Origin of the sequence: Clostridium tagluense, from assembly GCF_003865095.1 — a bacterium.
Lineage (GTDB): Bacteria > Bacillota > Clostridia > Clostridiales > Clostridiaceae > Clostridium_AD > Clostridium_AD tagluense.
The window spans coordinates 20,202-45,826 of sequence record NZ_BHYK01000033.1 but is presented as its reverse complement, the minus strand read 5'-3'; the positions used below and the strand labels follow the sequence as shown (position 1 = coordinate 45,826).

23 protein-coding genes are annotated in these 25,625 nt (G+C 30.6%); 15 read left to right on the top strand and 8 right to left on the bottom strand.

All coding sequences use genetic code 11. The annotated features are described in order from the left end of the window. Nucleotides 1-93 precede the first annotated feature (93 nt). Nucleotides 94-564: a cytidylate kinase family protein gene (locus Ctaglu_RS20320; RefSeq protein WP_185732864.1), complete on the bottom strand. Its 471-nt coding sequence runs from the start codon at nt 562-564 to the stop codon at nt 94-96. Between the two features lie 186 nt (nt 565-750). Between Ctaglu_RS20320 and Ctaglu_RS20315 the strand changes: the two genes are divergently transcribed. From Ctaglu_RS20315 to Ctaglu_RS20305, 3 genes are all read left to right on the top strand, one after another. Then, nucleotides 751-1,212: a ferritin-like domain-containing protein gene (locus Ctaglu_RS20315; protein ID WP_125005158.1), complete on the top strand. Its 462-nt coding sequence runs from the start codon at nt 751-753 to the stop codon at nt 1,210-1,212. Between the two features lie 290 nt (nt 1,213-1,502). Next, a complete protein-coding gene (locus tag Ctaglu_RS20310) occupies nt 1,503-2,999 on the top strand; it encodes a leucyl aminopeptidase (RefSeq protein WP_125005156.1) in 1,497 nt (498 codons plus the stop codon). Between the two features lie 174 nt (nt 3,000-3,173). Continuing rightward, nucleotides 3,174-4,997, top strand: a complete 1,824-nt coding sequence (locus Ctaglu_RS20305) for a MutS-related protein (RefSeq protein ID WP_125005154.1) — start codon at nt 3,174-3,176, stop codon at nt 4,995-4,997. Between the two features lie 122 nt (nt 4,998-5,119). On the opposite strand, the gene Ctaglu_RS20300 is transcribed toward Ctaglu_RS20305, so the two are convergent. Then, the gene (locus tag Ctaglu_RS20300) at nt 5,120-6,064 is read right to left on the bottom strand and encodes a ComEC/Rec2 family competence protein (protein WP_125005152.1); all 945 of its coding nucleotides are present in this window, start codon (nt 6,062-6,064) and stop codon (nt 5,120-5,122) included. A 227-nt stretch (nt 6,065-6,291) separates the two neighbouring features. Between Ctaglu_RS20300 and Ctaglu_RS25440 the strand changes: the two genes are divergently transcribed. Both Ctaglu_RS25440 and mgtE read left to right on the top strand, forming a co-directional pair. After that, a complete protein-coding gene (locus Ctaglu_RS25440) occupies nt 6,292-6,435 on the top strand; it encodes a hypothetical protein (RefSeq protein WP_164943990.1) in 144 nt (47 codons plus the stop codon). A gap of 369 nt (nt 6,436-6,804) precedes the next feature. Next, nucleotides 6,805-8,148: a magnesium transporter gene (gene mgtE / locus Ctaglu_RS20295; protein ID WP_125005150.1), complete on the top strand. Its 1,344-nt coding sequence runs from the start codon at nt 6,805-6,807 to the stop codon at nt 8,146-8,148. A 71-nt stretch (nt 8,149-8,219) separates the two neighbouring features. On the opposite strand, the gene Ctaglu_RS20290 is transcribed toward mgtE, so the two are convergent. Then, complete coding sequence (locus Ctaglu_RS20290) at nt 8,220-8,702, bottom strand: hypothetical protein (protein ID WP_125005148.1); 483 nt, start codon at nt 8,700-8,702, stop codon at nt 8,220-8,222. Between the two features lie 70 nt (nt 8,703-8,772). Then, the gene (locus Ctaglu_RS20285; protein WP_125005145.1) at nt 8,773-9,258 is read right to left on the bottom strand and encodes a VanZ family protein; all 486 of its coding nucleotides are present in this window, start codon (nt 9,256-9,258) and stop codon (nt 8,773-8,775) included. A 145-nt stretch (nt 9,259-9,403) separates the two neighbouring features. Between Ctaglu_RS20285 and Ctaglu_RS20280 the strand changes: the two genes are divergently transcribed. The 10 genes from Ctaglu_RS20280 (at nt 9,404) to Ctaglu_RS20240 (ending at nt 19,435) form a co-directional block, all read left to right on the top strand. Next, a complete protein-coding gene (locus Ctaglu_RS20280) occupies nt 9,404-9,760 on the top strand; it encodes an SLC13 family permease (protein ID WP_207669509.1) in 357 nt (118 codons plus the stop codon). A gap of 319 nt (nt 9,761-10,079) precedes the next feature. Then, a complete protein-coding gene (locus tag Ctaglu_RS20275; RefSeq protein ID WP_125005162.1) occupies nt 10,080-10,706 on the top strand; it encodes a GntR family transcriptional regulator in 627 nt (208 codons plus the stop codon). A 227-nt stretch (nt 10,707-10,933) separates the two neighbouring features. Next, on the top strand, nt 10,934-12,067 hold the full coding sequence (locus Ctaglu_RS20270; RefSeq protein WP_125005143.1) for an ABC transporter ATP-binding protein: 1,134 nt from the start codon (nt 10,934-10,936) through the stop codon (nt 12,065-12,067). Beyond that, nucleotides 12,060-13,637 (top strand): ABC transporter permease/substrate-binding protein, encoded by a 1,578-nt coding sequence (locus Ctaglu_RS20265; RefSeq protein WP_125005141.1) that lies wholly within the window; start codon nt 12,060-12,062, stop codon nt 13,635-13,637. The genes Ctaglu_RS20270 and Ctaglu_RS20265 overlap by 8 nt, the downstream gene beginning before the upstream one ends. A gap of 181 nt (nt 13,638-13,818) precedes the next feature. Further along, on the top strand, nt 13,819-14,955 hold the full coding sequence (locus Ctaglu_RS20260) for an ABC transporter ATP-binding protein (RefSeq protein WP_125005139.1): 1,137 nt from the start codon (nt 13,819-13,821) through the stop codon (nt 14,953-14,955). Beyond that, the gene (locus tag Ctaglu_RS20255) at nt 14,948-16,522 is read left to right on the top strand and encodes an ABC transporter permease/substrate-binding protein (protein WP_125005137.1); all 1,575 of its coding nucleotides are present in this window, start codon (nt 14,948-14,950) and stop codon (nt 16,520-16,522) included. The genes Ctaglu_RS20260 and Ctaglu_RS20255 overlap by 8 nt, the downstream gene beginning before the upstream one ends. A 121-nt stretch (nt 16,523-16,643) precedes the next feature. Beyond that, entirely contained in the window at nt 16,644-17,780 is a 1,137-nt protein-coding gene (locus Ctaglu_RS20250) for a TlpA family protein disulfide reductase (RefSeq protein WP_185732862.1), read from the top strand. 39 nt (nt 17,781-17,819) lie between these two features. After that, nucleotides 17,820-17,957: a CD1871A family CXXC motif-containing protein gene (locus Ctaglu_RS25435; RefSeq protein ID WP_185732860.1), complete on the top strand. Its 138-nt coding sequence runs from the start codon at nt 17,820-17,822 to the stop codon at nt 17,955-17,957. Beyond that, nucleotides 17,950-18,819, top strand: coding sequence for a 4Fe-4S binding protein (locus Ctaglu_RS20245; RefSeq protein ID WP_125005133.1), 870 nt, complete (start codon nt 17,950-17,952; stop codon nt 18,817-18,819). Before Ctaglu_RS25435 ends, Ctaglu_RS20245 begins: the two co-directional genes overlap by 8 nt. Before the next feature lie 31 nt (nt 18,820-18,850). Then, nucleotides 18,851-19,435, top strand: a complete 585-nt coding sequence (locus Ctaglu_RS20240) for a TlpA family protein disulfide reductase (RefSeq protein WP_125005131.1) — start codon at nt 18,851-18,853, stop codon at nt 19,433-19,435. A gap of 84 nt (nt 19,436-19,519) precedes the next feature. On the opposite strand, the gene Ctaglu_RS20235 is transcribed toward Ctaglu_RS20240, so the two are convergent. The 4 genes from Ctaglu_RS20235 to Ctaglu_RS20220 all read right to left on the bottom strand — a co-directional run bounded on the left by Ctaglu_RS20235 (nt 19,520) and on the right by Ctaglu_RS20220 (nt 25,612). Continuing rightward, nucleotides 19,520-20,566, bottom strand: coding sequence for an LCP family protein (locus tag Ctaglu_RS20235; RefSeq protein ID WP_125005129.1), 1,047 nt, complete (start codon nt 20,564-20,566; stop codon nt 19,520-19,522). 134 nt (nt 20,567-20,700) lie between these two features. Continuing rightward, complete coding sequence (locus Ctaglu_RS20230) at nt 20,701-22,119, bottom strand: tyrosine-protein kinase domain-containing protein (RefSeq protein ID WP_125005127.1); 1,419 nt, start codon at nt 22,117-22,119, stop codon at nt 20,701-20,703. Nucleotides 22,120-22,268: 149 nt separating this feature from the next. Further along, on the bottom strand, nt 22,269-23,861 hold the full coding sequence (locus Ctaglu_RS20225; RefSeq protein ID WP_125005125.1) for a glycoside hydrolase 5 family protein: 1,593 nt from the start codon (nt 23,859-23,861) through the stop codon (nt 22,269-22,271). A gap of 167 nt (nt 23,862-24,028) precedes the next feature. Next, entirely contained in the window at nt 24,029-25,612 is a 1,584-nt protein-coding gene (locus tag Ctaglu_RS20220; protein WP_125005123.1) for a glycosyl hydrolase family 28-related protein, read from the bottom strand. Nucleotides 25,613-25,625 lie beyond the last annotated feature (13 nt).

Below are 25,625 nucleotides of genomic sequence, written 5' to 3'. Positions count from 1 at the left end.
CTTGCACCGTGCAGGCTTGTTTGCTATGCCTGTTTTTATTACAAACCGCTCTAATATCATAAATTTTATAGTTCTATACAACTCAATACAAATTCAAGTTTTATTTATTAGTTTCCGTGAGTACTCTATATCTATATTATAAATATCCTTAAATCTGCTAAGCTCGAGTCTCCTTCTTTCAATTATATTCTCCTTTGCTTCTTGTTTTGAAGCATATTTCTCTGATTTACCTCTTTCATTCTTCATAGCCCGTTCCACTGCAGTATCAATATCTACCTTTAGATAAATTTTAAAAGAATCAGGTATAAAATTCCATGCAAGTCTAGCATCAAAAATAAAATTTTCATTTTCTATTCCTATTTCTATAGTCCTATTGTCAACTTCACAATCTAAATTATTATCAAGCATATATTTATTGTATTCTGTTATAGATATTCCTTTTTCAACCGCTAGCTTTCTTTGTAGTTCACCTACACTAAAATAAGTATAATCTAACGCCTTACTTATAGCCTTAGCAACGCTGCTTTTGCCTGAATATAAGGCTCCTGTTATAGTTATTTTCAATTTAAAACCATCTCCAATACTTTAATTCACTAAGATAAATAATCCATGAAATTATAATATCAATTATACTTCATAATTATACTTTTTGTAACTGCTCTCTGTAACAGATAACAAGGGTTCTTCATATTATATATAATATTGATTTTATAATTATTTTCCCTGAAAAGCGCTAAAAGGAGGGTTAAAATGTTTGCAAACCCATATACCATGTATGATATGAATTTATTAGAAAAGTCATTAGAAGGGATTAAATTAGCTGTTCAAGGTGAAAAGGAAGATGAATTATTCTATGATTACTTAATAAGCATTGCCCCAACAGAGGATGATAAGAAAATTATTGCTTCTATAAGAGATGATGAGCGTGGACATAATAAAATGTTTAGACAAATATATAGGAGCATAACTGGTACCTCTGTACCGCCTGGTGAAGATGCTGAATTTGTAAAACCTATTTCTTACCTTGCTGGTATAAAAAAAGCTTTATTTGGAGAACTGAGCGCTATAGAACGATATAGAGAAATCAGAAGAGGCCTTCCATCTACAATTTATAGAGATATGCTTTTCAACATTATAACGGATGAAATAAAGCATAGTGCAAAATACAATTACTTATTTACCTTAAACAGTCACAACATGCCAAGAAATTAACTTTTAAGATAACTGTGACTTTGGAAATAATAGTTCTTCCGTAAATTATGAATTTTTTCTTATACTATGCTAACAAAGATATATATTACTTGGCGACATGAAAGCATTGTAGCAATATATAATTTTTGTTATAGCATAATATAAGAAAAAATAAATTAATATTGACAAAATTAGTCATTAAGCATACAATCAAATTAGATATTACTTGATAATCATTATCGTTTTATAAGGATTAGGCATATGAAAATAAATGTGCCTTATATCAAAAATGAAAGAGAAGGTGAATATGTATGATATTCCATAGTAAAAATATAAAATCCAAAAACAATGAAGCTGAAACAAAATTTATTACATATTTTGAGGATTCAAAGTTAGAAGATTTAAATTTATCATTGGACAATGAATTACTGTCTAAAATTAAATTTACATTAGATAGTGAAGGCTTCAAATGTAAAAATGGTGAGCTTCAAAATATCAATTTATTTAGAAATGAAAGTCCTAAAAATATAATTCTAATTGGTATTGGCAAAAAAGAAGATTTTAATTTAGACAAATTAAGAAAAAATATAGCAAAAGCAGTAAAAGAAGCAGCAAGTCTTAAATCTAAATCTATTGACATAAATATAGGAAATTTAGTTAGCCTAATGAACTTAGATGAGATCACTCGAACTATTTCTGAATCTGCTGTCATGGCAGAATATAAATTTGATAAATATAAATCAGATAAAAAAGCGAAAATCTTAGAACAATTTACTATAATATATAATCTGGAAGATGAATTAGAAAGTATTGATAAGGGAATTAATGAAGGTATTATACTTGGACAAGCTAACCTACTCGCAAGAGAATTAGTTAATGAACCTGCTAATATATTAAGTCCTATAGAGCTAGCACAGCAAGCAAAAAAAGCTGGTGATGAAAGTGGCTTTGAAGTTGAAATATTTGATGAGGCTTCTATAAAAGCATTGAATATGCAAGCCTTCCTTGAAGTAGCAAAAGCTTCTGCAAACCCACCAAGATTAATTGTAATGAGATATAATGGTAACCCGATCAAGAAAGATGAAATTGTAGGCCTCGTTGGAAAAGGCCTTACTTATGACACTGGCGGATTATCTATAAAAACTACTGCCGGAATGGTTACAATGAAATCTGATATGGGTGGAGCTGCCGCTGTAATTGGTGCCATGACTGCCATAACAAAATTAAAAGCAAAGGTAAATGTAGTAGCAGTAGTTGCTTCTTGTGAAAATATGATCAGTGGAAACAGTTACAGACCTGGAGACATAATCGGCTCCATGGGTGGAAAGACCATAGAAGTACTTAACACTGATGCTGAAGGAAGATTAACTCTTGTAGATGCAGTAAATTATATAATTGAAAAAGAGCATGCTACTAAAGTAGTAGATATAGCAACATTAACTGGAGCAGTTATTTCAGCTTTAGGCACTACAACTACTGGGGTAGTTTCAAATAATGATTTCTTCTATAGTAGATTAGAACAAGCTTCAAAAATTTGTGATGAAAAGGTTTGGAGATTACCTGCCTTTGATGAATATAAAGAATTAATAAAGTCTGATGTAGCAGACCTTAAAAACATAGGCGGTCCAAAAGCTGGAACTATAACAGCAGGTTTATTCATTGGCGAATTCGTAGGAGAAAATCCTTGGCTACACCTTGATATAGCTGGAACTTCTTGGTCAGAAAAGGACAGTGGTTATGAATCTAAGGGTGCAACTGGTGAAGGTGCTAGACTTTTATATCACTTGATTAAGCAACTAGAAAAATAAAAAAATAAACTATCAAAATATTTATAAGTATTTTGATAGTTTGTTTTTTTAAGTAGGCCTTATAATTTTTCCTTATTATTCATCCATTTGGTCATATTATCCTAATATTGAAAATTGCGGAGCAAGCCTTTAGTATGATATTATATATATATTAAGAATGCCTAGGAGGATATTATGGAAACTGAAAAAAAACTTTATGCTAATCGAAAAAAACATTACGATAATCTATTAAAAAAACAAACTGAAACGGTAAGTTTTATAAGCTTATTAAGATTTTTAGTCTTTGCAAGTGGCCTGGGATTTACGATTTTCTTTTATTTACGACCTAATTATTATTTATGCCTTTCTGTATTAATTACCACCCTTCTGATATTTGTATTTTTAGCAATTAAACATAACAAGATAAAACACAACAAAATTCGTTGTTCTACTTTAAGTGAAATTAACGAAAATTGTATAAAACGTCTTAATAATAATTGGAAGGACTTTTCTGATAAGGGTGAGGATTTTTCTGATGAAAATCACAATTATACAAAAGACTTAGATATATTTGGTGACAGCTCCCTTTTTCAATGGATTAATGCTTGCACAACTTATCTTGGCAGAAAAAAATTGAAGGATACTTTCTCTGCACCTATTTATGGTATTGAGGAAATATATAAAAGACAGGATGCAATCAAAGAATTGGCAAACAATATTGGTTGGACACAAAGATTTCAAGCAGAAGCAATACTTAGCGAAAATAAAAATCATAACCCTGAAGAATTATTTCAATGGGTAGTGTCAAAAAATGAGTTTTTTCTAAAATCTTGGGTGATAGCTATAATAAGGATATTGCCAGTAATAACCCTATCAATTTTGTTGTCCTCACTCATTTTTTCAAAGGTGTCCTATAAAATAGGACTTTTAGGCGTTGCGATTCAAATAATACTTCTCTCAATTGGTTATAAAGAAGTAAGCAAAAATTTAGATACTGTACATCAATATAAAAATACAATTCTTATATATAATAAACTCCTTATACATATAGAAAAGAAGAAGTTTAACTCAGAGTATTTAATAAAATTAAAAGAAAAACTTATAAATAGTAAAGGACTTACGGCTTCTTTTCAGATAAAAAAATTAGTAAATCTAGTAACCATAATATCTGACAGAAAAAATATGTATTATATTCCTATAAATATCCTTACTCTTTGGGATTATCAATGTTTAATTAATTTGCAGCGCTTTAAAAAAGCTAGTGGTGCTTCTTTAAAATCTTGGCTAGAGGTTATAGGAGAAATGGAAGCCTTAAATAGTTTAGGGTCTATAGCCTATGAGCATAGAAATTGGACAATGCCAAAGTTCCAGGAGGACCCACCTATTTTTAAAGCTAAAAACCTGGGCCATCCACTACTGGGAACCAGCAGAGTGTATAATGACGTTCTTATAAAAAAATCACAAAACATTCTTTTAATAACTGGTTCCAATATGTCTGGAAAAAGCACCCTACTTCGTACTACAGGTATTAATTTAGTTTTAGCCTATGCCGGTGCTCCCGTATGTGCAGATGATTTTTACTGTTCTATAATGGATATTTATACCTGCATGAGGACAAGTGATAATTTAGAAAAAAATATTTCTTCTTTCTATGCAGAGCTACTCCGAATAAAAAAACTTGTAAGTGCTACAGAAAATAAGGCGCCCATATTCTTCTTATTAGATGAAATTTTCAAAGGAACTAACTCTATAGATCGGCATACAGGGGCTAAGGTTTTGGTAAGCAAATTAAGTAATGAGAATGCACTTGGCTTTGTATCTACACACGATTTAGAATTAGGTGAAATAGAAAATACCAACGTGAAAGTTAAAAATTATCACCTTAAAGAATATTATAAAGATGATAAATTGTACTTTGACTATAAATTGCGCCCTGGGGTTTCTACCACTAGAAATGCATTATACTTAATGAAAATGGCAGGGCTTGAAATTCCACCTGACATTGAAATTCCTAAATAGAATTATGGCTTTTATTCCTACTTTTAAAAAAACTATCAAGATACCTGAGATGTATCTTGATAGCTTTTTTTAAAATAGCCCTATAATCCAAAGACACTCTTAATTGTTCAATGCTATGTCCGTTAGCGTTGGCCGGCTTTATAACTACCTGGTTTTGTGTTAAAGCTTATGGTCTTTCCATTAGATGTGGCAATAATTGTACCTAACTCGTCTGTCCTGTATACTGATATGTTTTTATTTTTTAACTTATCCATGGTTTCCCTATGTGGATGACCATAGTCGTTTCCTGTTTCACTAGATATAACTGCATACTTTGGGTTTACCTTGGTTAAAAATTTATCTGTAGTAGAAGAACGGCTTCCATGATGCCCTACTTTAAGTAAATCTGCTTTGATATTAAAACCTTTTGCAAGAATCTCCCCTTCTGATATATCCTCCGCATCCCCTGTTAAAAGGAAAGAATTACTTCCAAATTCTAATTTTACCACCACAGAGTAATTGTTTAAATCCTTATATTTACTATTGTTTGGTGCTAAAATAGTACATTTTGCAGTGCCTAAATTAAAGGTTTCTCCTGGCTTTGGTTCTGCTACCTTCATTCCTTTATTTTTTATTGCTACAATTACATCTCCAAAAGCTTTAGTAGTAGATGTTACTTTAGGTAAATATATTTTACCTATTTTAAAATCATTAATTATATAATCTAATCCTCCAATATGATCCTCATGTGGGTGAGTTCCAATAACATAGTCTAAGCTCTTTACACCTTGCTTTAGTAAGTAGTTTTTAACTAGCTTACCATCGCCGTTATTTCCTGCATCAATAAGCATATACTTTGAACCTTGTTGTATTAAAATGCTATCTGCTTGTCCTACATTAATAAAATGAACTATCAAATTACCATTTTCATCTGACTTTATTCCTTGCTGCTTATTGGTACTTATTTGTAGTTTGTCATTTGAAACGCTCATAGTGTTATTGCCTGCACTACTAGCGCACCCAGATAAAAGAAAAACAAATAAAAGCAAGATTAAAAAGCGTATATATCTAACTTTAAATCTTTTCATAACAAAAACCCCCTTAAAATTTCAATTATCTACTACAATACAACACTTTTGTAGTTTTGTGAATTTTTTTGGTTTTTTTTGTAATTTTATTTTTATCTATATTACCAATTAACAATTAAACCATGTATATATTTTAACTTATTCCCTATGATTCAATAGTGTTTTAATTTTATTTTAGAGCAAAATAGTATTATAGTAATATAGTATTATCGGAAAGGAGAAATGTTATGAAGATTAATTTAATATTTAAAAATTTTATTATATTAATTTCAATAACTACTTTTTTAAAAGGCTCCTTCTTTGTAAATTCTTGCAATAAAGACGAAGATTTTAAAGACAAATATGGCGTTCAATTAGTTTTATCTAACTAATATTTACAAAAAATTAAAAAGGTTGTACATGCTATTGTAAAGCTTGTACAACCTTTTTTAAATTAATATAAAAGCTAATTTTATTTTACTAGTACCATATCTATTAGTAGTAATTCTCTCCTTTTGCAAAATCATTTCTATGCAATTGACTTTAAAGAGCTGGTATCATATAATAAATTAGATTAAACACGTAAGCTTTTTAGTATATACTAAAAAGCCATTTTTATTGGAGGTAGTATAAATGGATTCAGGACCCAGTCATCATATTTATTATATAAAATTTAATATTATTATAGAGGAAGAATTCATTTATACTATTGATTTAATTTAACCATACATTCTTCCTCTTATAAGATTTAGGAGGCTTGTATGGCACATGGATTAAATGGAGATGCACTAACAGAGTTTTTAATAAATGGAAATATAGATGAAATAAACAAACTTATTCAATTTATCCATCCTACAGATATTTTACTAGCTATTAGCCAATATGAGGGAAATATTATAGATTTATTCCAAAATCTATCCCCAAATATCATTGCTGATATTATTGATGAAGCAGAGGATGAGGATAAATACAACCTTTTATCTATTCATTCCGAAATAATTCAAAAGAAAATTATACACGAAATGTCCTCAGATGAATTGGTAGACTTATTAGAATCAGTTTCAGAGGATGAAGCTAAAAACATTATGATAAAAATGGATAAAGAAGATGTTGATGGAGTAAAAGAGTTATTAACCTACCCTGCGGAAAGTGCAGGAGGTATTATGGCCACTGAATTTATCAGTGTAAAAGAGAATATGACTATAGGTGATACCTTAGTTTATTTGCAAAAGGAAGCTCCAGAAGCAGAAACTTCTTATTATATATACGTATCAGATGAAAACCATCTTTTAAAAGGAGTTATATCCTTAAGAGATATAGTAGTAAGCAGTTTTGATGTAAGAATCTCTGATATTATGAACAGTAATGCCATGAGCATACCCGTTGATATGGATCAAGAAGAAGTTGGACACATATTTGAAAAATACGGATTTTTAACTATGCCCGTAGTCAATGAGTCTATGCAGATTTTAGGAATAGTAACTGCAGATGATATAATGGGAATTCTTAGTGATGAGCATACTGAGGATTTATATCGACTTGCAGGTTTACAAGAAGATGAAAAGGTTACTGGTTCTCTTAAAGCATCTGTCAGTAGTAGATTACCCTGGTTATTTGTAAATCTAGTAACCGCCATAATGGCAGCAGCTACCGTTAGTCTTTTTGAAGGCACCATTCAAAAGGTTGTGGCCCTAGCCACATTTATGCCCATAGTTGCCGGTATGGGTGGTAATGCAGGTACTCAAACTCTAACTATTATTATTCGTAGCATTGCCCTTGGAGAAATAGATGCTAAAAATTCGAAAAAAATATTATTAAAAGAATTTGGCGTAGGACTATGTACTGGTGTTTCAGTTGGTATTGCGGTAGCTCTCTTAGGCTGGTTTTGGGAGAAAAACGTGGTTTTTGGAGTGGTTATTGGTTTATCTATGGTGCTAAATATGATGGCAGCCACCATATCAGGTTTCGCAGTACCAGTTGTTCTTAAAAAGCTAGATATAGACCCAGCCCTTGCCTCTGCCGTATTTGTTACTACCGTAACAGATGTACTAGGCTTCTTCTTTTTCCTAGGACTTGCCACTTTATTCTTACCTTTCCTAGTATAGAACTTCTATAGGCTAACAGAAAATAAAAACTACCAAAGTGCATTTAAATACACTTTGGTAGTTTAACTTTATTACTCTTGATCTTCTTGATTTCTAAGTTCTGTGTTTTTAAGGTGCATTCTCTCTCTAAGTGCATCAGATTTTTCCTTAGTTAGAATACCATCAGCTACCAGATCTTTAAATAATCCGCCTCTTTCACCTTCACATTTTCCACTTTTGCATTTTTTGTCTGTTTTGTTTTCCACCGATTTTTTCTGTGATTTAGCGTTTACATATTCTAAGACCTTATCTCCTTCAGTTTGTGTAATAATACTCCCTGTTACACTCTCTTTAATTACAGTTTCTAGTGTAGCCATCATCTCTGCCTGTCTTTCTTGCTTTAGCTTTAGCTTTTCCTTATCCATAGGAACTTTAACATCCATACTTGAAGCAAGCCTGACATTTACACTTCCACTATCTTTTACTGTAGCAAAACTAAGACTCCCTCTAGAAAATACTAAGCCTGTGCATAACATTCCACTTAATATTTTTATTCTTAAAGATGTTTTTTTCATTTTTAAATCTCCTCATAGCGAATTTTAGTACCTACTTATTATGACTATATTGAGTCAATAATATACATTGCTAATACTTCACTGTCCCCTTGTTTTTACGGATTTTATAACCAATATTATATATTAACATTGCTAAAATTCCACCGCTAAAATCGATTATTATATCAAGAACATTTGAGGTTCGACCTGGTACATATTTTTGGATAAACTCATCTAGTACGGGAAAAAGTAAAAGAAGAAATAATAATAAAAATATTTCACTTGTCTTATATAATTTAATTTTCCTTACTACACTACATAAAAATATGCTCAGAATAAAATACTGGAAAAAATGAGCATTTTTCCTTACATAATAGTTTATATCACTAAATTTAACACCAGCTGCGTCAATGCTAGCTGCTGGAATCTTCATAACTTCACTTGCTACCTTTATAACCTCTTTACTAGTTTTTTGTGATATTTCTCCTTGCCTTGTGCCATTATAAAAAATCACACAGAGCCAAATGACACATAGTAAAACCTTAGCTATTGTTTTTCTTTCAAATAAATTTTTCATAAACTTCTCCTATACTTACCTTTATTTTTAATTGTTCCTAAGTTATTTCTATATCATCCGTCCGCTAATATCCAATGGATTTCAAATCCAAAAATGCTATACTATTCTAGTTTGAAATACTAAAAATAAAGTGAGTGATAAAAAAATGTTAAACACAATATCCTTTAAGCATAACACAACACAAATATTAAATATATTAAAAAATGAAGTAGTTTTTTCCTTAGCGCTAATATTGGCAATTATCACTTCATTTTTTTCCTTCCCTAAAATAGAATATATTGATTTTAAAGTATTATTTACCTTATTTAATCTTATGATTGTTGTAGGTGCATTTAAAGATATGAGAGTATTGGACAAAATAGCTATAGGATTACTTTCTAAATTCAACAATTCTAGAAAAATTTCATTTATTTTAATATTTCTTACTTTTTTTAGTTCTATGTTAATAACCAATGATGTAGCTCTAATAACTTCACCTCAAACTGGAGAGAGCTACTGCTAGGGGTTAATATAGGAGGCCTTGGAACCCTCATTGCATCTTTAGCTAGTGTTATTTCATATAAGCTCTACGTAAATGAATGCACCTGTAAGAAAAAAAACAAATATCTTATTTGTTTTACATTTTATAATATAATAAGTTTATCATTATTTACATTTATAAATTACTTTATTTTTATATTTTAACGACTTGTTACCTGGGTGGCACTATTCTTTGTTTACAATATGACTATTATAATCTATACTTGATTTGGAAAAACTATTATATGTTTGAGGGGGTGAATTTATCAAAAGTTTAAATTTTACTTTTGATAAAATCAAAAATGCCAAATAACTCTACTTTAAAACCTATTTATCAAAAAATCGCTATAGATATTGCCAATAGGATAGTATCCGGGGATCTTTCAATAGGTGATAAGCTACACGGTCGTTCTTCGCTGGCAAGTCAATATAATGTGTCACCAGAAACTGTAAGAAGATCTGTAAGTCTTCTTAGTCAAATGGATATAGTAAAAGTAACAAAAGGTAGCGGAATTGTTATAAACTCAGTAGATAATTGTTTGCAATTTATTGATAAATTTAAAGATATAGATTCTATAAGTTCTATAAAAAAGAATATTGTGGATTTACTTGAAAAGAAAAAAGAGTTAGATAAAAACATAGAACATTCCATTGATGAACTAGTAGATTATTCTAGCAGATTTAAAAATAGTAACCCATTTATACCTTTTGAGTTCCAAATACATTCTGAAATGAGTATAATAAATAAAACTATATCGCAGGCTGAATTTTGGCAAAATACAGGAGCAACTATAATTGGTATACGGCGTGATGATAAATTGATACTTTCTCCTGGTCCAACTACAATATTTAAAGATAATGATATTTTTATAGTTATTTGTAGCGAAAATAATTATTATCGGATTAAAGACTTCCTTAATGAAAAATAAAAATTTATTTAAATGTGCCTAAACCCTTATATCACAAGGTTTTATAACAATGTGATGAGGGGTTTTTTTTGCGCCTATGAAAAGCTTTTACAAAATTTAAAAAGTATTTGTATAAATCGTTTTCAACTGTTAAATACTAGATTATAGGTGTTAATACATTCTTTACAAAGTAACAACTCAATGTTATGCTTAAGTTGTTACTTTATAATAATTAAGGAGGCTACACTTTGATCCAATTTAAAAATGTAAGTAAATCTATAAATGGTAAAGCTATATTAAAAGATATAAACATTACTATAGAAAAAGGACAATTAGTTGTTTTTATCGGACCTAGTGGTTGTGGAAAAACTACAACACTAAAAATGATTAATAAATTACTAACTCCAACCTCTGGTGATATTTTAATTAATGGAGATAAAATCGGAGAAAAAAATACTATAAAGCTTAGGCGTAATATGGGATATGTTATACAACAAGCAGGACTTCTTCCTCATTTAACTATAGGCGAAAATATTGGACTCATAGCTTCTATCGAAAAAATGCCAAAGGATAAAATAAAGAATAAAATCGTTGAATTATTAAATCTAGTAGGACTTAATCCTGATGATTATATAAATAAGTATCCTAAGCAACTTAGTGGAGGCCAACAACAAAGAGTAGGTGTCGCAAGGGCTCTTGTAATGGATCCTGATGTAATATTAATGGATGAACCTTTTAGTGCATTAGACCCTATAACAAAAACTCAACTTCAAGATGAAATATTCAACATACAAGAAAATTTCAAGAAAACTATAATATTCGTAACTCATGATATGGATGAGGCTTTAAAACTAGCGGATAAAATTTGTATCCTAGATGCTGGAAGTGTAGTTCAATTTGATACTCCAGAGGAAATATTAAAAAATCCTATTAATGATTTTGTTAGAGACTTTGTAGGTAAAAATAGAATATGGAATCAGCCAGAACTCATTAAGGCACAAGATATTATGATAGAAATGCCTATAAAATCAGTTGGTGAGCGAACAATACTCCAAGCTATTGAAATAATGAAATCTAGTCATGTGGATAGTCTACTTGTAGTAGATAAATCTAACCTTTTATGTGGTCTTGTTACCTTAAAACAAATTAGATCAAATCCAGATAAAAGTAAAAAGATTAAAGATATAATGGAAAAAAATCTTATAACGGTAAATAACGAAGATTCTATAATAGATGTATTAGAAATTATAAAGAAAGAAAATATAAGCTTTGTACCTGTAATAGATGAAAACTTAAAACTGTCAGGCCTTATTACAAAAAGCAGCCTTTTGTCTATATTAAGTAATCAGTTTATAGATGAGGAGGTAGATGATAATGAATAGTATAAATTCTTTTATAAATTTCGTAATAGATAGAAAATCCGAAATTTCCCATTTATTCATACAACATATTCAACTAACTATATTTTCAATTTTGCTTGCAGTGGTAATAGCTATACCCCTTGGAATACTTATAGTTAGATATAGAAAACTTTCAGGCCCCATTATTGGATTTACAAATATAGTTCAATCTATACCAAGTTTAGCATTACTTGGATTTTTAATTCCTATACTTGGTATCGGCAGTAAACCCGCAATTGTTATGGTAGTTATGTATTCTCTTCTACCTATTGTAAAAAGCACATATACGGGACTTACTAACGTAAATCCTTCACTTATTGAAGCTGCTGCTGGTATGGGACTTACTCAAACTCAAGTACTTCTAAAAGTTCGTTTCCCCTTAGCCATGCCCATTATAATGTCAGGTGTTAGAATATCTTCAGTTACAGCAGTAGGACTTATGACCATAGCCGCTTTTATAGGCGCTGGGGGTTTAGGCTTTTTAGTATATTCTGGTGTTGCAACTGTTAGTAATAATATGATACTAGCTGGAGCTATTCCTGCTTGTTTGCTTGCTATTTTTCTAGACTTCATTTTAGGTAGGGTAGAAAACATAGTAATACCTAGAGGTATAAGAACCACTCCTACTAAAGCAAGAAAAAGTAATACAATCTTAGGCAATAAAAAATTTAAATTTGGAGTCTTAATATTAGTTCTTATAATCATTGTATCTTCCGTAGTTTCTAGTTTTGGAAAAAGTAAAAACACAATTGTGGTAGCCTCTAAAAACTTTAACGAACAATTAATACTTGGAGATATGGTTGCCTCTTTAATAGAAAGTAAAACGGAAATTAAAGTTGAAAGAAAATTAAATTTAGGAGGAACTGCTGTAGTATTTAGCGCTATGCAATCAAAAAATGTAGATGTATATGTAGAATATACTGGAACAGGTCTTGTAAGTATACTTAAGAAACCTACTATGAAGGATCCAACTAAAGTTTATAATGTCATGAAAACGGATTTTTCTAAAAATTATGATATGGAAGTATTAAGCCCCTTAGGATTTAATAACACTTATGTAATAGCAGTAAAAAAGGATCTTGCTAAAAAAAATAATTTAAATACTATTTCTGATTTAGCAAAAATAAGTCCTACTTTAAATTCAGGATTTACTATGGAGTTTGCAAATAGGCCAGATGGTTATCTTGGAGTTAAAAAATTATATAACCTAAATTTTAAAAATTCAAAAGGTATAGATGGTGGACTTAGATATACTGCGCTTGAGAAAGGTGAAACACAGGTTTTAGATGCATTTGCTACAGATGGGTTACTTAAAAAATTTGATCTTCAGCTTTTAAAAGATGATAAGAATTTTTTCCCACCTTACTATGCAGTTCCTATAATAAGAGCAGAAACATTGAAGAAATATCCTGAGTTAAAGGAAGTATTATCACTCTTAGAGAATAAAATTAGTGATAAAACTATGAGAGATCTGAACTATAGAGTAGATAATGGAGAACAATCCAGAAAAGTTGCAGAAGACTTTTTAAAGTCTATAAACTTAATGGATTAAATTATAGAGGGTGTTATATACTGCTAAATTAGTATATCACGCTCTTTTTAAGTCTCTTAGAGCGCTTCACAGTTCATCACTTAAAATTTACTCTTTTTTCATGCAAACATGCATTCTTTACAAAGCAACAACCTGATGATATGCTTAAGTTGTTACTTTGAAAGTTTAAGGAGGCTATATTTTGATAGAATTTAAAAACGTAAACAAAAGTATAAACGGCAAAATAATATTAAAGGATATAAATATCACTATAGAAAAAGGAGAATTAGTTGTTTTTATCGGACCTAGTGGTTGTGGAAAAACTACAACACTAAAAATGATAAATAAATTACTAACTCCCACGTCTGGTGAAATTTTAATTAATGGAGATAATATCAACACTAAAAACACTATAAAGCTTAGACGTAACATGGGCTATGTTATACAGCAAGCAGGTCTTTTACCTCATTTGACTATAGGTGAGAATATTAGTTTAATAGCATCTATAGAAAAAATGCCCAAGGATAAGATAAATGAAAAAGTTATTGAGTTATTAAATTTAGTAGGCCTCGCTCCTGAGGATTATATGAATAAATACCCTAAGCAGCTTAGTGGAGGCCAGCAACAAAGAGTTGGTGTGGCAAGGGCTCTTATAATGGATCCTGATGTAATATTAATGGATGAACCCTTTAGTGCATTAGACCCTATAACAAAAACTCAACTCCAAGATGAGATATTTAATATACAACAAAACTTCAAGAAAACCATAATATTTGTAACTCATGATATGGATGAAGCCTTAAAACTTGGGGATAAAATTTGTATCCTAGAGGCTGGATCAGTAGTCCAATTTGCTACTCCCGAGGAACTATTAAAAAGCCCTATTAATGATTTTGTACGAGACTTTGTAGGTAAAAACAGAATCTGGAATCAGCCTGAACTAATTAAGGCAAAAGATATTATGATAGAAATGCCTATAAAATCAGTAGGAGAGCGAACAATTCTACAAGCAATCGAAATAATGAAATCTAGTCATGTAGATAGTTTACTTGTGGTAGATAAAGCTAATCTTTTATGTGGACTTGTTACTTTAAAACAAATTAGAAAAAATCCAGATAAAACTAAAAAGCTTAAAGATATAATGATAAAAGATATTATAACCGTAAATAATGAAGATTCTATAATTGATGTATTAGAACTTATAAAGAAAGAGGACATAAGCTTTGTTCCTGTAACAGATGAAAACTTAAAGCTGTCAGGCCTCATTACCAAAAGCAGTCTTTTATCTATATTAAGTAATCAATTTATAGATGATGAGGAGGTAGATGACAATGAATAGTATAACTTCTTTTATAAATTTCGTAATAGAAAGAAAAACTGAAATATCAGATTTGCTTATGCAACATGTTCAGCTAACTGTATTTTCAATTTTAATGTCTATAATAATTGCTATACCCCTTGCAATACTTATAGTTAGGTTTAGAAAACTTTCAGGTCCTGTCATTGGTTTTACAAATATTGTTCAATCTATACCAAGTTTAGCACTACTCGGATTTTTAATACCCCTAGTCGGCATTGGCAGTACACCAGCAGTTATAATGGTAGTTATGTATTCTCTTCTACCTATTGTAAAAAATACATATACAGGACTAACTAATATAAGCCCTGCACTTATTGAAGCTTCTGATGGTATGGGACTTACCCAAACTCAAGTATTACTCAAAGTTCGTTTCCCTCTAGCTATGCCTATTATAATGTCAGGTATTAGGGTATCTTCAGTTACAGCAGTAGGACTTATGACCATCGCAGCATTTATAGGTGCTGGTGGTCTAGGATACTTAGTATATTCTGGTGTTTCAACTGTTAATAATAATATGATACTAGCTGGAGCCATTCCTGCTTGTCTACTTGCTATTCTTCTAGATTTCATTTTAGGCAAGGTAGAAAACGTAGTAGTTCCAGAAGGTATAAGAACTACTAGTAAAGCCTCCAAAACTAATTCCCTATTTAAAAACAAAAAATTTAGAATTGGGGCAATGCTATTAGTTGTTATACTAATCGTAGGATCCTTAGTTTCAAGTTTAAATAAAAGCAAAAACACAATAGTAGTAGGTTCTAAAAATTATAATGAACAAATAATACTTGGAAATATGGTGGCCTCTTTAATAGAACATAAGACAAAATATAAAGTTGAAAGAAAATTCAATTTAGGAGGAACTGCTGTAATATTTAATGCTATGAAATCAAAAAATTTAGATTGTTATGTAGAATATACTGGTACGGGTCTCATAACTATACTAAAAAAACCTTCTATTAGTGACCCAGCTAAAACTTATAATGTAGTAAAAGAAGATTTTGCTAAAAATTATGGTATAGAGTTAATGAAACCCATAGGTTTTAATAATGCTTATATAATGGCAGTAAACAAAGCTCTTGCTAAAAAAAATAATTTAAAGACTGTTTCTGATTTAGCAAAAATAAGTCCTACACTAAATGCTGGCTTTACTATGGAATTTACGAATAGATCAGATGGTTATCCTGGGCTTCAAAAAAAATATAATCTTAATTTTAAAAATGTAAAAGGTATCGATGGCGGCCTTAGATATACAGCCCTTGATAAAAATGAAACACAGGTTTTAGATGCAAACTCTACGGATGGATTATTACAAAAATTCGATCTTGCACTTTTAAAAGATGATAAGAATTTCTTCCCACCTTACAATCCAGTTCCTATAGTTCGCTCAGAATCATTAAAAAAATTTCCAGAATTAAAAGGAGTATTACTACAACTGGAGGGGAAAGTTACAGACGAAGACATGCAAAAGCTTAATTTAAAAGCAGATAATGGAGAAGACCCTAAAAAAGTTGCAGAAGACTTTTTAAGGTTAAAAAAATTAATAGAATAAGTTGAAATAGCCAAACTACCACTGGGTAGTTTGGCTATTTTTATGTATGCCTAATCATAATAGCAAATATCGTAACATAAATATGATTATATATAATAAATTTATTGGGGGTGGCATGTTTATGAACAAAAAAAATATATCAATAGCCTTAGTGCTTTCTTTGATAGTAATATCCTCAGCAGTTTTTGTAACAGTGAAAAATAAACAACCAGTAACTAAGAAACCAGTAATACTTCAAAATAAGGTTGTACAACCCATATTAACACCTCAGCAAGAAAGAAGAAAGCAAGGATATATAAAGAAGAATTCTCTAGGCGTAGAATATAAAATTAATGCAGTACTATGGACAAAGTATGATGATAACATATTAGTAGATGGAATTCCTAATGCTGACGATGAAGATAATACTAAGCCAGTATATGGTGGAAAAAAAGTTTCTTATATATCAAAAGATTTAATAAAACAATATGAAGAAGCTTCAAAAATAAAAGATAAAAAAGAAAACAAGGCTAAAACTAGTGAAATATTGTCAAAGGGAAAAGATTTTTATTCTATAGTAGTTTATAAGAAAGATAAATTGCCATCAGAAGTTCAAATTAAGAAAGATGTAAAATGTGAAAATCAACAGAAACTAGGTGAAAAAGAAAATTTTGTTTTCTACTTTGGATACAACAATTTCAATGACAAGGACTTGCCAGATGGAGAGAAAGTGATTTATAAAGAACTTTATGATGATGCCATGGCTATAAAAAGCACAATCAGCACATTTAAACCTTTAACTCTAGCAGATTTATTTAAAGAAACGAATAATTTTAAATTTAAATTAAAAGATTTAGATGGCACTGAAGTTTCTAGTGAAGTGTTTAATAAAAACAAGTTAACTATGGTTAATCTATGGGCTACTTATTGTGGATATTGTATTGATGAAATGCCTACACTTCAATCCTTAAGTAAAGAATTAGCTAATAATAAATTTGGAGTACTTGGTGTTGCTTCTGATGTATATACAAAAGATGCTGTAGATAAAAGTTTAGCTGAAAAAGCTAAAAAAATTGTTACAGAAAAAGGTGTACTATTCACAAATGTTATTCCAGACGATGTAATGAAATATGATGGCCCCCTTGGATATATATCAGGTTATCCAACTTCATTCTTTGTTGATAGTAACGGAAATATTGTTGGTGATATAATAGTTGGAGATAAAACTAAAGCTGAATATACAAAAATTATTGAAAAGCTTCTAAAAGAAGTGAAATAACTATATATTAGTTTTTCGATTCTATAAGGGGGTTATAGTGTGAATCTTAAAGTAAAACAATATGGAATTCTTATAGCCAGTATATGCTTGATTTTTTTAGGAGTAAACAGGGGGGAATATAGCACCATATTAAAGAAAGCAATAAATATTTGCTTGGAGTGTATAGGAATTGGTTAAAGATTTTAGAAGACGTATAGTTCAAGTAGTATCAAGCATAGTCATAAATGGTAATTTAAAAGGTTTTAAAAATGGAACTATTTATAAAGGTAATTTTAAAAAAATATGTGTACCAGGATTAAACTGCTATTCTTGCCCTGGGGCTATTGGTTCTTGCCCAATAGGCTCTATGCAGGCTGTAATTGGTAGTATCCGGTACAATGTTTCCTATTATGTCTTGGGCTTCGCATCACTACTTGGAATACTATTCGGTAGGCTAATTTGTGGGTGGGTATGTCCATTTGGCTTAATTCAAGAATTGCTACATAAAATACCTTTTCCTAAGATAAAGGTTAGTAGCAAAATAAACAATGTTTTAAAGTATCTTAAATATGTAATACTTGCAGTATTTGTTATAATACTTCCGCTAGGAGCAGCTCTACTTAATGATTTAGGAAATAGTGACCCATATTTTTGTAAATTAATATGTCCAGCAGGTACATTGGAGGGTGGAATTCCTTTAGTATTATCAAATAAAGAATTAAGAGGAGCAATAGGATTTTTATTTGCGTGGAAGGTATCATTACTTATAATAATTATATTTTTATCTATGAGTATTTATAGAGTATTCTGCAGATATATTTGCCCATTAGGAGCATTTTATTCGTTGTTTAATCCTATTAGTTTTTATTCATTTAAGGTTGATAAAAACAAATGTGTGTCCTGCAATAAATGTACAAATGCATGTAAGTTAGATATAAAGGTATATGAAAATCCAAATAGCAGAGAATGCATTCGATGTGGTGAATGTATAAAAACTTGCCCTAAAAATGCTATTTCAAGAGGGTTTATAAAAAGGAAGTTAAAAGGTACATTCAAATAAATATATAAATTTATAAGGAAAGGTAGAAAAAATGACTAAAAAAGTATTATCATTAGCTTTAATTTCAACTGTTATTTTTAGCTTAATAATTTATTCTCAAATAAATAAAAAGGTTAATTTACCTGAAAGCACTAAATCTGTAGTGGTTGTTAAAAAGGAAGATCCAATAATGGCATTGAAAACTATTAGCTTCACATTGAAAGGTATAAATGGTAGGAAATACAAAAGCAGCGATATTTTTAATGGGAATAACCTTACAATGATAAACTTTTGGGGAACTTTGTGTAATCCATGCATAAAGGAATTGCCAGAACTTCAGGAATTAAATGATGAAATGGAAAGCAAAAATTTCGGAATAATTGGTATTATAGGCGATGCTACAAGTGAGGAAAGCTTAGATGATGCGACTGCAACAATAGAAAAAAAAGGTATAAGCTATGCCAACCTTATACCAGATAAAAAAATAGAAGAAGATTTTATCTCTAAAATGACAGGTTATCCAGTATCCATATTTGTAGATAAAAAGGGCAATATAGTTGGTGAAATAATTACTGGAGCTAGGAGCAAAGTTGAATATAAAAAGATTGTAGATAAAATATTATCTACAATAAAGTAAATCATGTGAAATAAATGTTAATAATAGACAAACTACCACTGAGGGAGTTTGTCTACTCTATTTAGGATATTCTCTTCTTTCTTTTTAAAACTGAGAGGCTTTAGGCACTGGTTTTATGTCTTCGTAAATAAAATTATGAAGTTGGTCTGCAGTAGCATCCATATCAGCAATCAAATACCACACCTCATCCATTATTTTTCCTTTGCAGTATCCATCTAATGGGAATCTCGCCTGCTCCAAGGTCGTTATATTAGATGTGAGCACCTTTGTACCAAGCTTTATTATGTCCATACTCTTCATGCTTGTTTCAGTATAGGGTAGAATCTTAGAAACTACAGATGGAAATTCTGTTATTCCTAATGATTGAATTTTTGTTATCATAGCTGATAATACAATCCTTTGTCTTTCTGTTCTCCGAAAATCACCACCAACAGTATAACGTATCCGTGAATATGCAACAGCCTGAAGTCCGTTTAGAGTCTGCAGTCCCGATTTTGTAACTTCACATACTTCTCTTTTCTCAATATTAGCAACTTCAATCATATAACTGTTTAGCAATTCAATTTCATCTTGATTAACTTGTATAGTTACTCCACCAATAGTATCTATTATTTTTTCAAGTTTAAAAAAATCAACCATAACATAATCTCTAATATCTAAATTAAAATTTTCATTAATAGTTCTTATGGCAAGCTGTGCACCCCCATAAGCATATGCATGATTAATCTTTGTACCACCATGGTTTTTTATTTCTACATAGGTATCTCTCATAATAGATGACATTTTTATTTTTTTATGCTTTTTATCTATAGAAAGTATCATTATAGAATCTGAACGACTTGGTTCATTCACACCTCTTCTATCTATACCAAAAAGTGCAATATTTATTATTTCGTTAACCTCTTCCTTTTGCATCGGCACTTCAAGTTTAACCCTTGAATTTTTATGTATTTTTAAGGGTGCCTCAATGATAATACCTAAATCCCCATCACTTTTTGATATTATTGTAGTATTTACTTTACTAAATTGATAATAGGTGTAACTAAAGGTTACCCCCACAACTAGTATGATAATAATAAATGCACATAAAACAATTTTAATCCATAGTTTCCTTTTATTTTTATCTTTCATTATGAGTAGTATAATCAGTGCTAAAATTAATTAATTCCCTCTTTATATCATATCCCATCTTCATCCCCCCTTTTTAGTTTATGCCCTGTTTTCTTTCCCTATGTTATATTTAACGACAGGTTTTGATTTTATTACTAAATATTTATAGGATTAGGCTTCTCATTATTATTTCGTTTTTTTCTCCCACTCTTATTTCTTAATCTACTGCTCTTTTCTTTATCATAAGAATAGTAATCATATCCATAGCCTATAAATGACCTTTTATCTACTTTATTTAATACAATTCCAATTATTGTAGCGTTGATATTTAATAATAGTTGTTTTGATTTTTTGCAGTTTTCTATTGTTGATTCCTCTGAACCTATTACTAATATTACTCCGATTTTCTCAGTGGCCAAGGTAAGAGCATCAGCAAATGCAATTATTGGAGGAGTATCTAATATTACGTAATCATACTTTTTTTCCATGTCCTTAATAAAGTCCTTCATTTTCTGAGATGATAATAACTCTGATGGATTATAATTAGCTTTTCCAGCAGTTAACACATCAAATTTATCGTCAATTCCTATTGAAATTTCCTCAATTTTTCTTTCTTGTAAAACTATATCCACCAAACCTTTTGCATTGTTAGTAATATTAAAGTGTCTGTGTATACAAGGTTTCCTAAGATCACAATCAATAAGTAAAATGCTTTTCCCGGTCTGTGCTATGGTAGACGCAATGTTTGTGGAAACTGAAGTTTTACCATCTTTAGGCCCTGGGCTACAAACCATTAAGGTCTTTATACCTCTGTTTTCCATGGAAAACAACAAATTCGTTCGCATGGATTTAAATGCTTCTGTAACTGGAGATTTCGGCTCTCTTTCTACAATAAGATTCACCATTTTATTTTGTTTAGGAATTATTCCCACCATAGGTAGATTTAAATATCGTTGTACATCATCTTCACTTTTAATTGTGTTATTTAAGTAATTAATTAATAAAACTAACCCTAATGACAATATTAGCCCTATTATAAATCCTATAGAAATATTAAACTTTTTTTTAGGTGTAATAGGTAATTCAGGAATTAGAGCCTTGTCCATTATTTTTGCAATTCCTGAGGGTAAAAGATTTTGGGATTCTTCAATAAATGCCTGTGATAAAGCATTAGCTCCTTCCGCCGCTATTTCCGGATTTTTGCTTTTATAAGATATTTCTATTATTTGTGTACCTATTTTAGGCGTAATACTCAAATCCAACATAAATTCTTTAACAACTATCCCTGATTTTAGATTTTTAATGGCATTTTCAGCTACTACCCTTGATTTCCCAATTTCACTGTAGGTTTTTATTAAATCTTGATACATCATTACTTCACTTTGCGTAATTTTATCCGTACTATCCTTTCCAACAATGACAGTAGCTTTAGCCTCGTATACAGGCTTTATCACATAAAAACTTAATAACCCAGCTATAAGCGTTGGACAAATTATTATAAATAATATAACAACAATCTTCTTCCTAATTATATTTAAATAATCATTAAATTCTATGTCATTTTCTTCTCTCATGGTGCTCCTCCGCTTTGTTATTATTTTCCATATATGTATTGTATTATTACAGGTCTGCTTTGTCAAGTCTACTTTTAATATATGCCTTCTTCATTATAGAAACGAGACTCCTTTATAAAAAAAATTAAGATATGCAGCCTATATTAGCGCTAACTCCTGGGTCTAATTTTACTTACAACCACAGCAATTAAAATGACTGATAGAACAATAATACAACTCAAAACAAATTTAAATGTATCGTTTATATTATTAAGCACTGATAACCCCTTGTGAGAATCATTAATGCTACTATATATCACCACTGCCTTAGGTGGTATTGTATCAGTAAAGTTATTCAGAACTTTATTAAATATCTTATCATGACTTATAATTTTTGATTCTACATTTGTCCGTATTAATGTAGGATCATATAAATAACGGTATAATCTTTTATTAATATCAATAGATAAATTCACACTTATATCCTTCTCTAAATTACTACCATTTACAATAAGGAAACTCCAATTTTGATCTAGTTGCTTGCTAGCAGAAATATACACATCTCTACTACACGTTGTTTCATAAACTTTAGTACCAGCCCCTCCCATCAATTTACTTATCATACTAAACGCATAGAAACTTGGCCTAGGTTCCATACTCTCGGGCAGCCAATAAGTAGTTCCCCATTCATGTATCCCATTATAAAAGGAATCCTTATTACTGATTTTATCAAGTGGATATGGATAACCTTGGTCAAATAATAGCCATAACATTGATGTAGCACATCCCGCATTCATAAATCCAGCTACTGCCTGTGCAATATAATTTCCATAGAGTGGTGAGAATCTTAAATTTTTATCTGTTTCCCCGTATTCATCAAACCACATTGGTTTATTTATAATTTTAGCATAATCAACCATTTTCTTAGCTTCATCATACCAAGCGTTATAATCATGTAAATCATAGTTGTGCCCACTTAAAATATCTATTTCATTACTACAACCCAGGACCGCCTCCTCAAAGTGTTCACCTCCATTACCATTATTAGGCCCAACTATTTTCACAAGATTTCTTCTATTATCCTCCACCAATTTTATATGTACTTCCTTAATAATATTCCTGTGCCAGTCCCATAGAGATAAAAATCCGGAAGGTTTTTCTGTATCCAAATAGCCCTGAGACCCCTCAGTTAGCAGAATAACATATTTTATATTAGTAAAACCCCTAACATTTACTAATTGATTTATGGATTCACTTAACCACTCAGAAAATCTAGGCAAGTATACTTTCCACTGATAGCTTTGCCCTCCCCACCAAACATCAGCATTAGTACCACTAGACCACCAAGGATTAATTGCAATATCTACATTTCGATCTTTCATTTTTTGGCACCAAGAATAAAATGCCTTCATCTTAACTGAATTCCAATCAAAATTGTTCATTAGGTCATCTCCACAAGCAAAATCAGGTCTGTACCAAGTCCTTGCTATATGTAAATTCATATTTTCTACTCTATTAAATTCTATTTTTCTATAATTGTCATTCATCCCTTTGCTCTCTTCCTCTGGCATATATGCAAATCCATGATAAACTGCATTTACACCAAGAAATTTTTCCTGTATAACCTTATTGTTATTAACTGATATTACTGAGGTTGCTTGTACTTGAATCGGTAATGACAGCAACCACATAATTATAAAAATTAATATTATAATACCTGTTTCACCTAATTTCGACTTACCCTTAAATACTTTAAATTCCACTTTTATAATACACTCACCCCCTTTCTGTTTATCTTTTTTATATCAAATAAAACAACCTTCTATAATTTTATTCTTTAAATCCCTTTATTATTACTAAAGTAAATAACGTATAGAAAGAGAGACTACGCCCTCTATCTATTTTTCTATTGTAATTTAATTATAAATTTCTAAGTTTGAATCAATCCAAATCCTTTCCAAACCCCTGGAGTACCTGTTGTAATACACACCCATCCAATATAACCATTAACTTTAGGGTTGCTATTATAGACTAAAGCTCCTTTTGTCCAAGTACCTGTTGTTGGAATTGCAGCTTTAGTAACAATCATTACACCTCCAATACTTACAGGAGTATTTATATTTGTAGCATTAACTATTGAGTTATCTTTTAATAATAATCCGCCCAAAACAGCACCACCGCTTATAGGAAGATTTATTGGTGAATCTTGCCATGATTCAGTATCAGGGTCATATCTATCAATTCGGAAGCTTTTATCTAAGCCATTTTGTCCATACGCCCAATTTTTCGAATTATCCCTATGAATTTCTATCATAGCATCCTCCGTTCCTTCTAATCGTTGTGCTATGGTACCACCTATTTTTAGATATTCTATTGGGATTCCATTAATAATTTTCAAGTTTTCATATACTCCCTCATCATGATCCTCTTTAACATCAATCTGTTGTTTAGAACAAGTTATATTAATTATGCAGTCAGTACAATAACTCAAATGCACACCAATATTTTGTGTTTTATATTTACCACTATCATCTTGCCTAAAGTCTGTACACATACAACTGTTTAATACTACATTTGAACAAACATTTATATCAAAACCATTCTTAGTAAGATCTGATGTGGTTTGTTGATTTAACGAAGTTATCCCATTAGAATCTGCTACGCATCCTTGCAATGTCATATCCCTACAAACCTCCAAATACCAACCATGACCATAACTTTCCTGTGCCTGACAATCAGTAAAAGTATTCCTTTGGCCATTATATATAAGCCATCCTGCTGAATCATGAGATGAACGGTTTATTGTATTACATTGAAATGTTTTACAACTGAGCCATCGGTTTGCACTTCCATTTTCATAAAATCCTGCTAATCCATTTCTCCAACTTGTTATACAAACCATATTATTGTCTGAACCATCATGATAAAACCCAAACCCTCCACAGTAATCTATAGTAACATTTATATATCTTCCCTCTCTGTGTTGCCCTCCATATACTCTAAATCCATCTTCTGGAGCCTCTGTAATATGAATGTTTTTGAGAAATAAATGGCTGTCATCACCATAAACTGACCTAGCAAAATAAACTGCATGTCCTTTTTTGTTATTCGTTTTATTACCATCAATCTTCAGCGATTCTAATCCACACCAACCCGTATATTCATCAAATACTTTTATAAAGTTATCATTAGTGTCGTTTTTCATTACAATCACAGAAGATTCTCCATCACCCAAAAGCCTAACTTTTTCTTTAAGAATTATAGATGATGCAATATAGATATTAGAGTGAAAATATACCGTACCTCCGCCATTCATAAACGCACTATTAATTGCATTTTCTATTGATAAAGTGTCATCTGTAATACCATCACCTTTTGCTCCATAGTCTCTTGCATCATAACTTGATTTTTTCTCCTTATCTGCGAGAAGCAAATTAATTTTAGAGCTTGAATACACTGTAGTTCTAGACGGTGTATCATCCGTAGCCTCTAGTAAATTTAATTTATTATCCATTTTATCATCTCCT

Excerpts from the sequence above, each read along its gene's own strand:
- Ctaglu_RS20315 (WP_125005158.1), top strand. The coding sequence starts at position 751 with ATGTTTGCAAACCCATATACCATGTATGATATGAATTTATTAGAAAAG.
- Ctaglu_RS20310 (WP_125005156.1), top strand. The coding sequence starts at position 1,503 with ATGATATTCCATAGTAAAAATATAAAATCCAAAAACAATGAAGCTGAA.
- Ctaglu_RS20305 (WP_125005154.1), top strand. The coding sequence starts at position 3,174 with ATGGAAACTGAAAAAAAACTTTATGCTAATCGAAAAAAACATTACGAT.
- Ctaglu_RS20300 (WP_125005152.1), bottom strand. The coding sequence starts at position 6,064 with ATGAAAAGATTTAAAGTTAGATATATACGCTTTTTAATCTTGCTTTTA.
- Ctaglu_RS25440 (WP_164943990.1), top strand. The coding sequence starts at position 6,292 with ATGAAGATTAATTTAATATTTAAAAATTTTATTATATTAATTTCAATA.
- mgtE (WP_125005150.1), top strand. The coding sequence starts at position 6,805 with ATGGCACATGGATTAAATGGAGATGCACTAACAGAGTTTTTAATAAAT.
- Ctaglu_RS20290 (WP_125005148.1), bottom strand. The coding sequence starts at position 8,702 with ATGAAAAAAACATCTTTAAGAATAAAAATATTAAGTGGAATGTTATGC.
- Ctaglu_RS20285 (WP_125005145.1), bottom strand. The coding sequence starts at position 9,258 with ATGAAAAATTTATTTGAAAGAAAAACAATAGCTAAGGTTTTACTATGT.
- Ctaglu_RS20280 (WP_207669509.1), top strand. The coding sequence starts at position 9,404 with ATGTTAAACACAATATCCTTTAAGCATAACACAACACAAATATTAAAT.
- Ctaglu_RS20275 (WP_125005162.1), top strand. The coding sequence starts at position 10,080 with ATGCCAAATAACTCTACTTTAAAACCTATTTATCAAAAAATCGCTATA.
- Ctaglu_RS20265 (WP_125005141.1), top strand. The coding sequence starts at position 12,060 with ATGAATAGTATAAATTCTTTTATAAATTTCGTAATAGATAGAAAATCC.
- Ctaglu_RS20255 (WP_125005137.1), top strand. The coding sequence starts at position 14,948 with ATGAATAGTATAACTTCTTTTATAAATTTCGTAATAGAAAGAAAAACT.
- Ctaglu_RS20250 (WP_185732862.1), top strand. The coding sequence starts at position 16,644 with ATGAACAAAAAAAATATATCAATAGCCTTAGTGCTTTCTTTGATAGTA.
- Ctaglu_RS20240 (WP_125005131.1), top strand. The coding sequence starts at position 18,851 with ATGACTAAAAAAGTATTATCATTAGCTTTAATTTCAACTGTTATTTTT.
- Ctaglu_RS20235 (WP_125005129.1), bottom strand. The coding sequence starts at position 20,566 with ATGAAAGATAAAAATAAAAGGAAACTATGGATTAAAATTGTTTTATGT.
- Ctaglu_RS20230 (WP_125005127.1), bottom strand. The coding sequence starts at position 22,119 with ATGAGAGAAGAAAATGACATAGAATTTAATGATTATTTAAATATAATT.
- Ctaglu_RS20220 (WP_125005123.1), bottom strand. The coding sequence starts at position 25,612 with ATGGATAATAAATTAAATTTACTAGAGGCTACGGATGATACACCGTCT.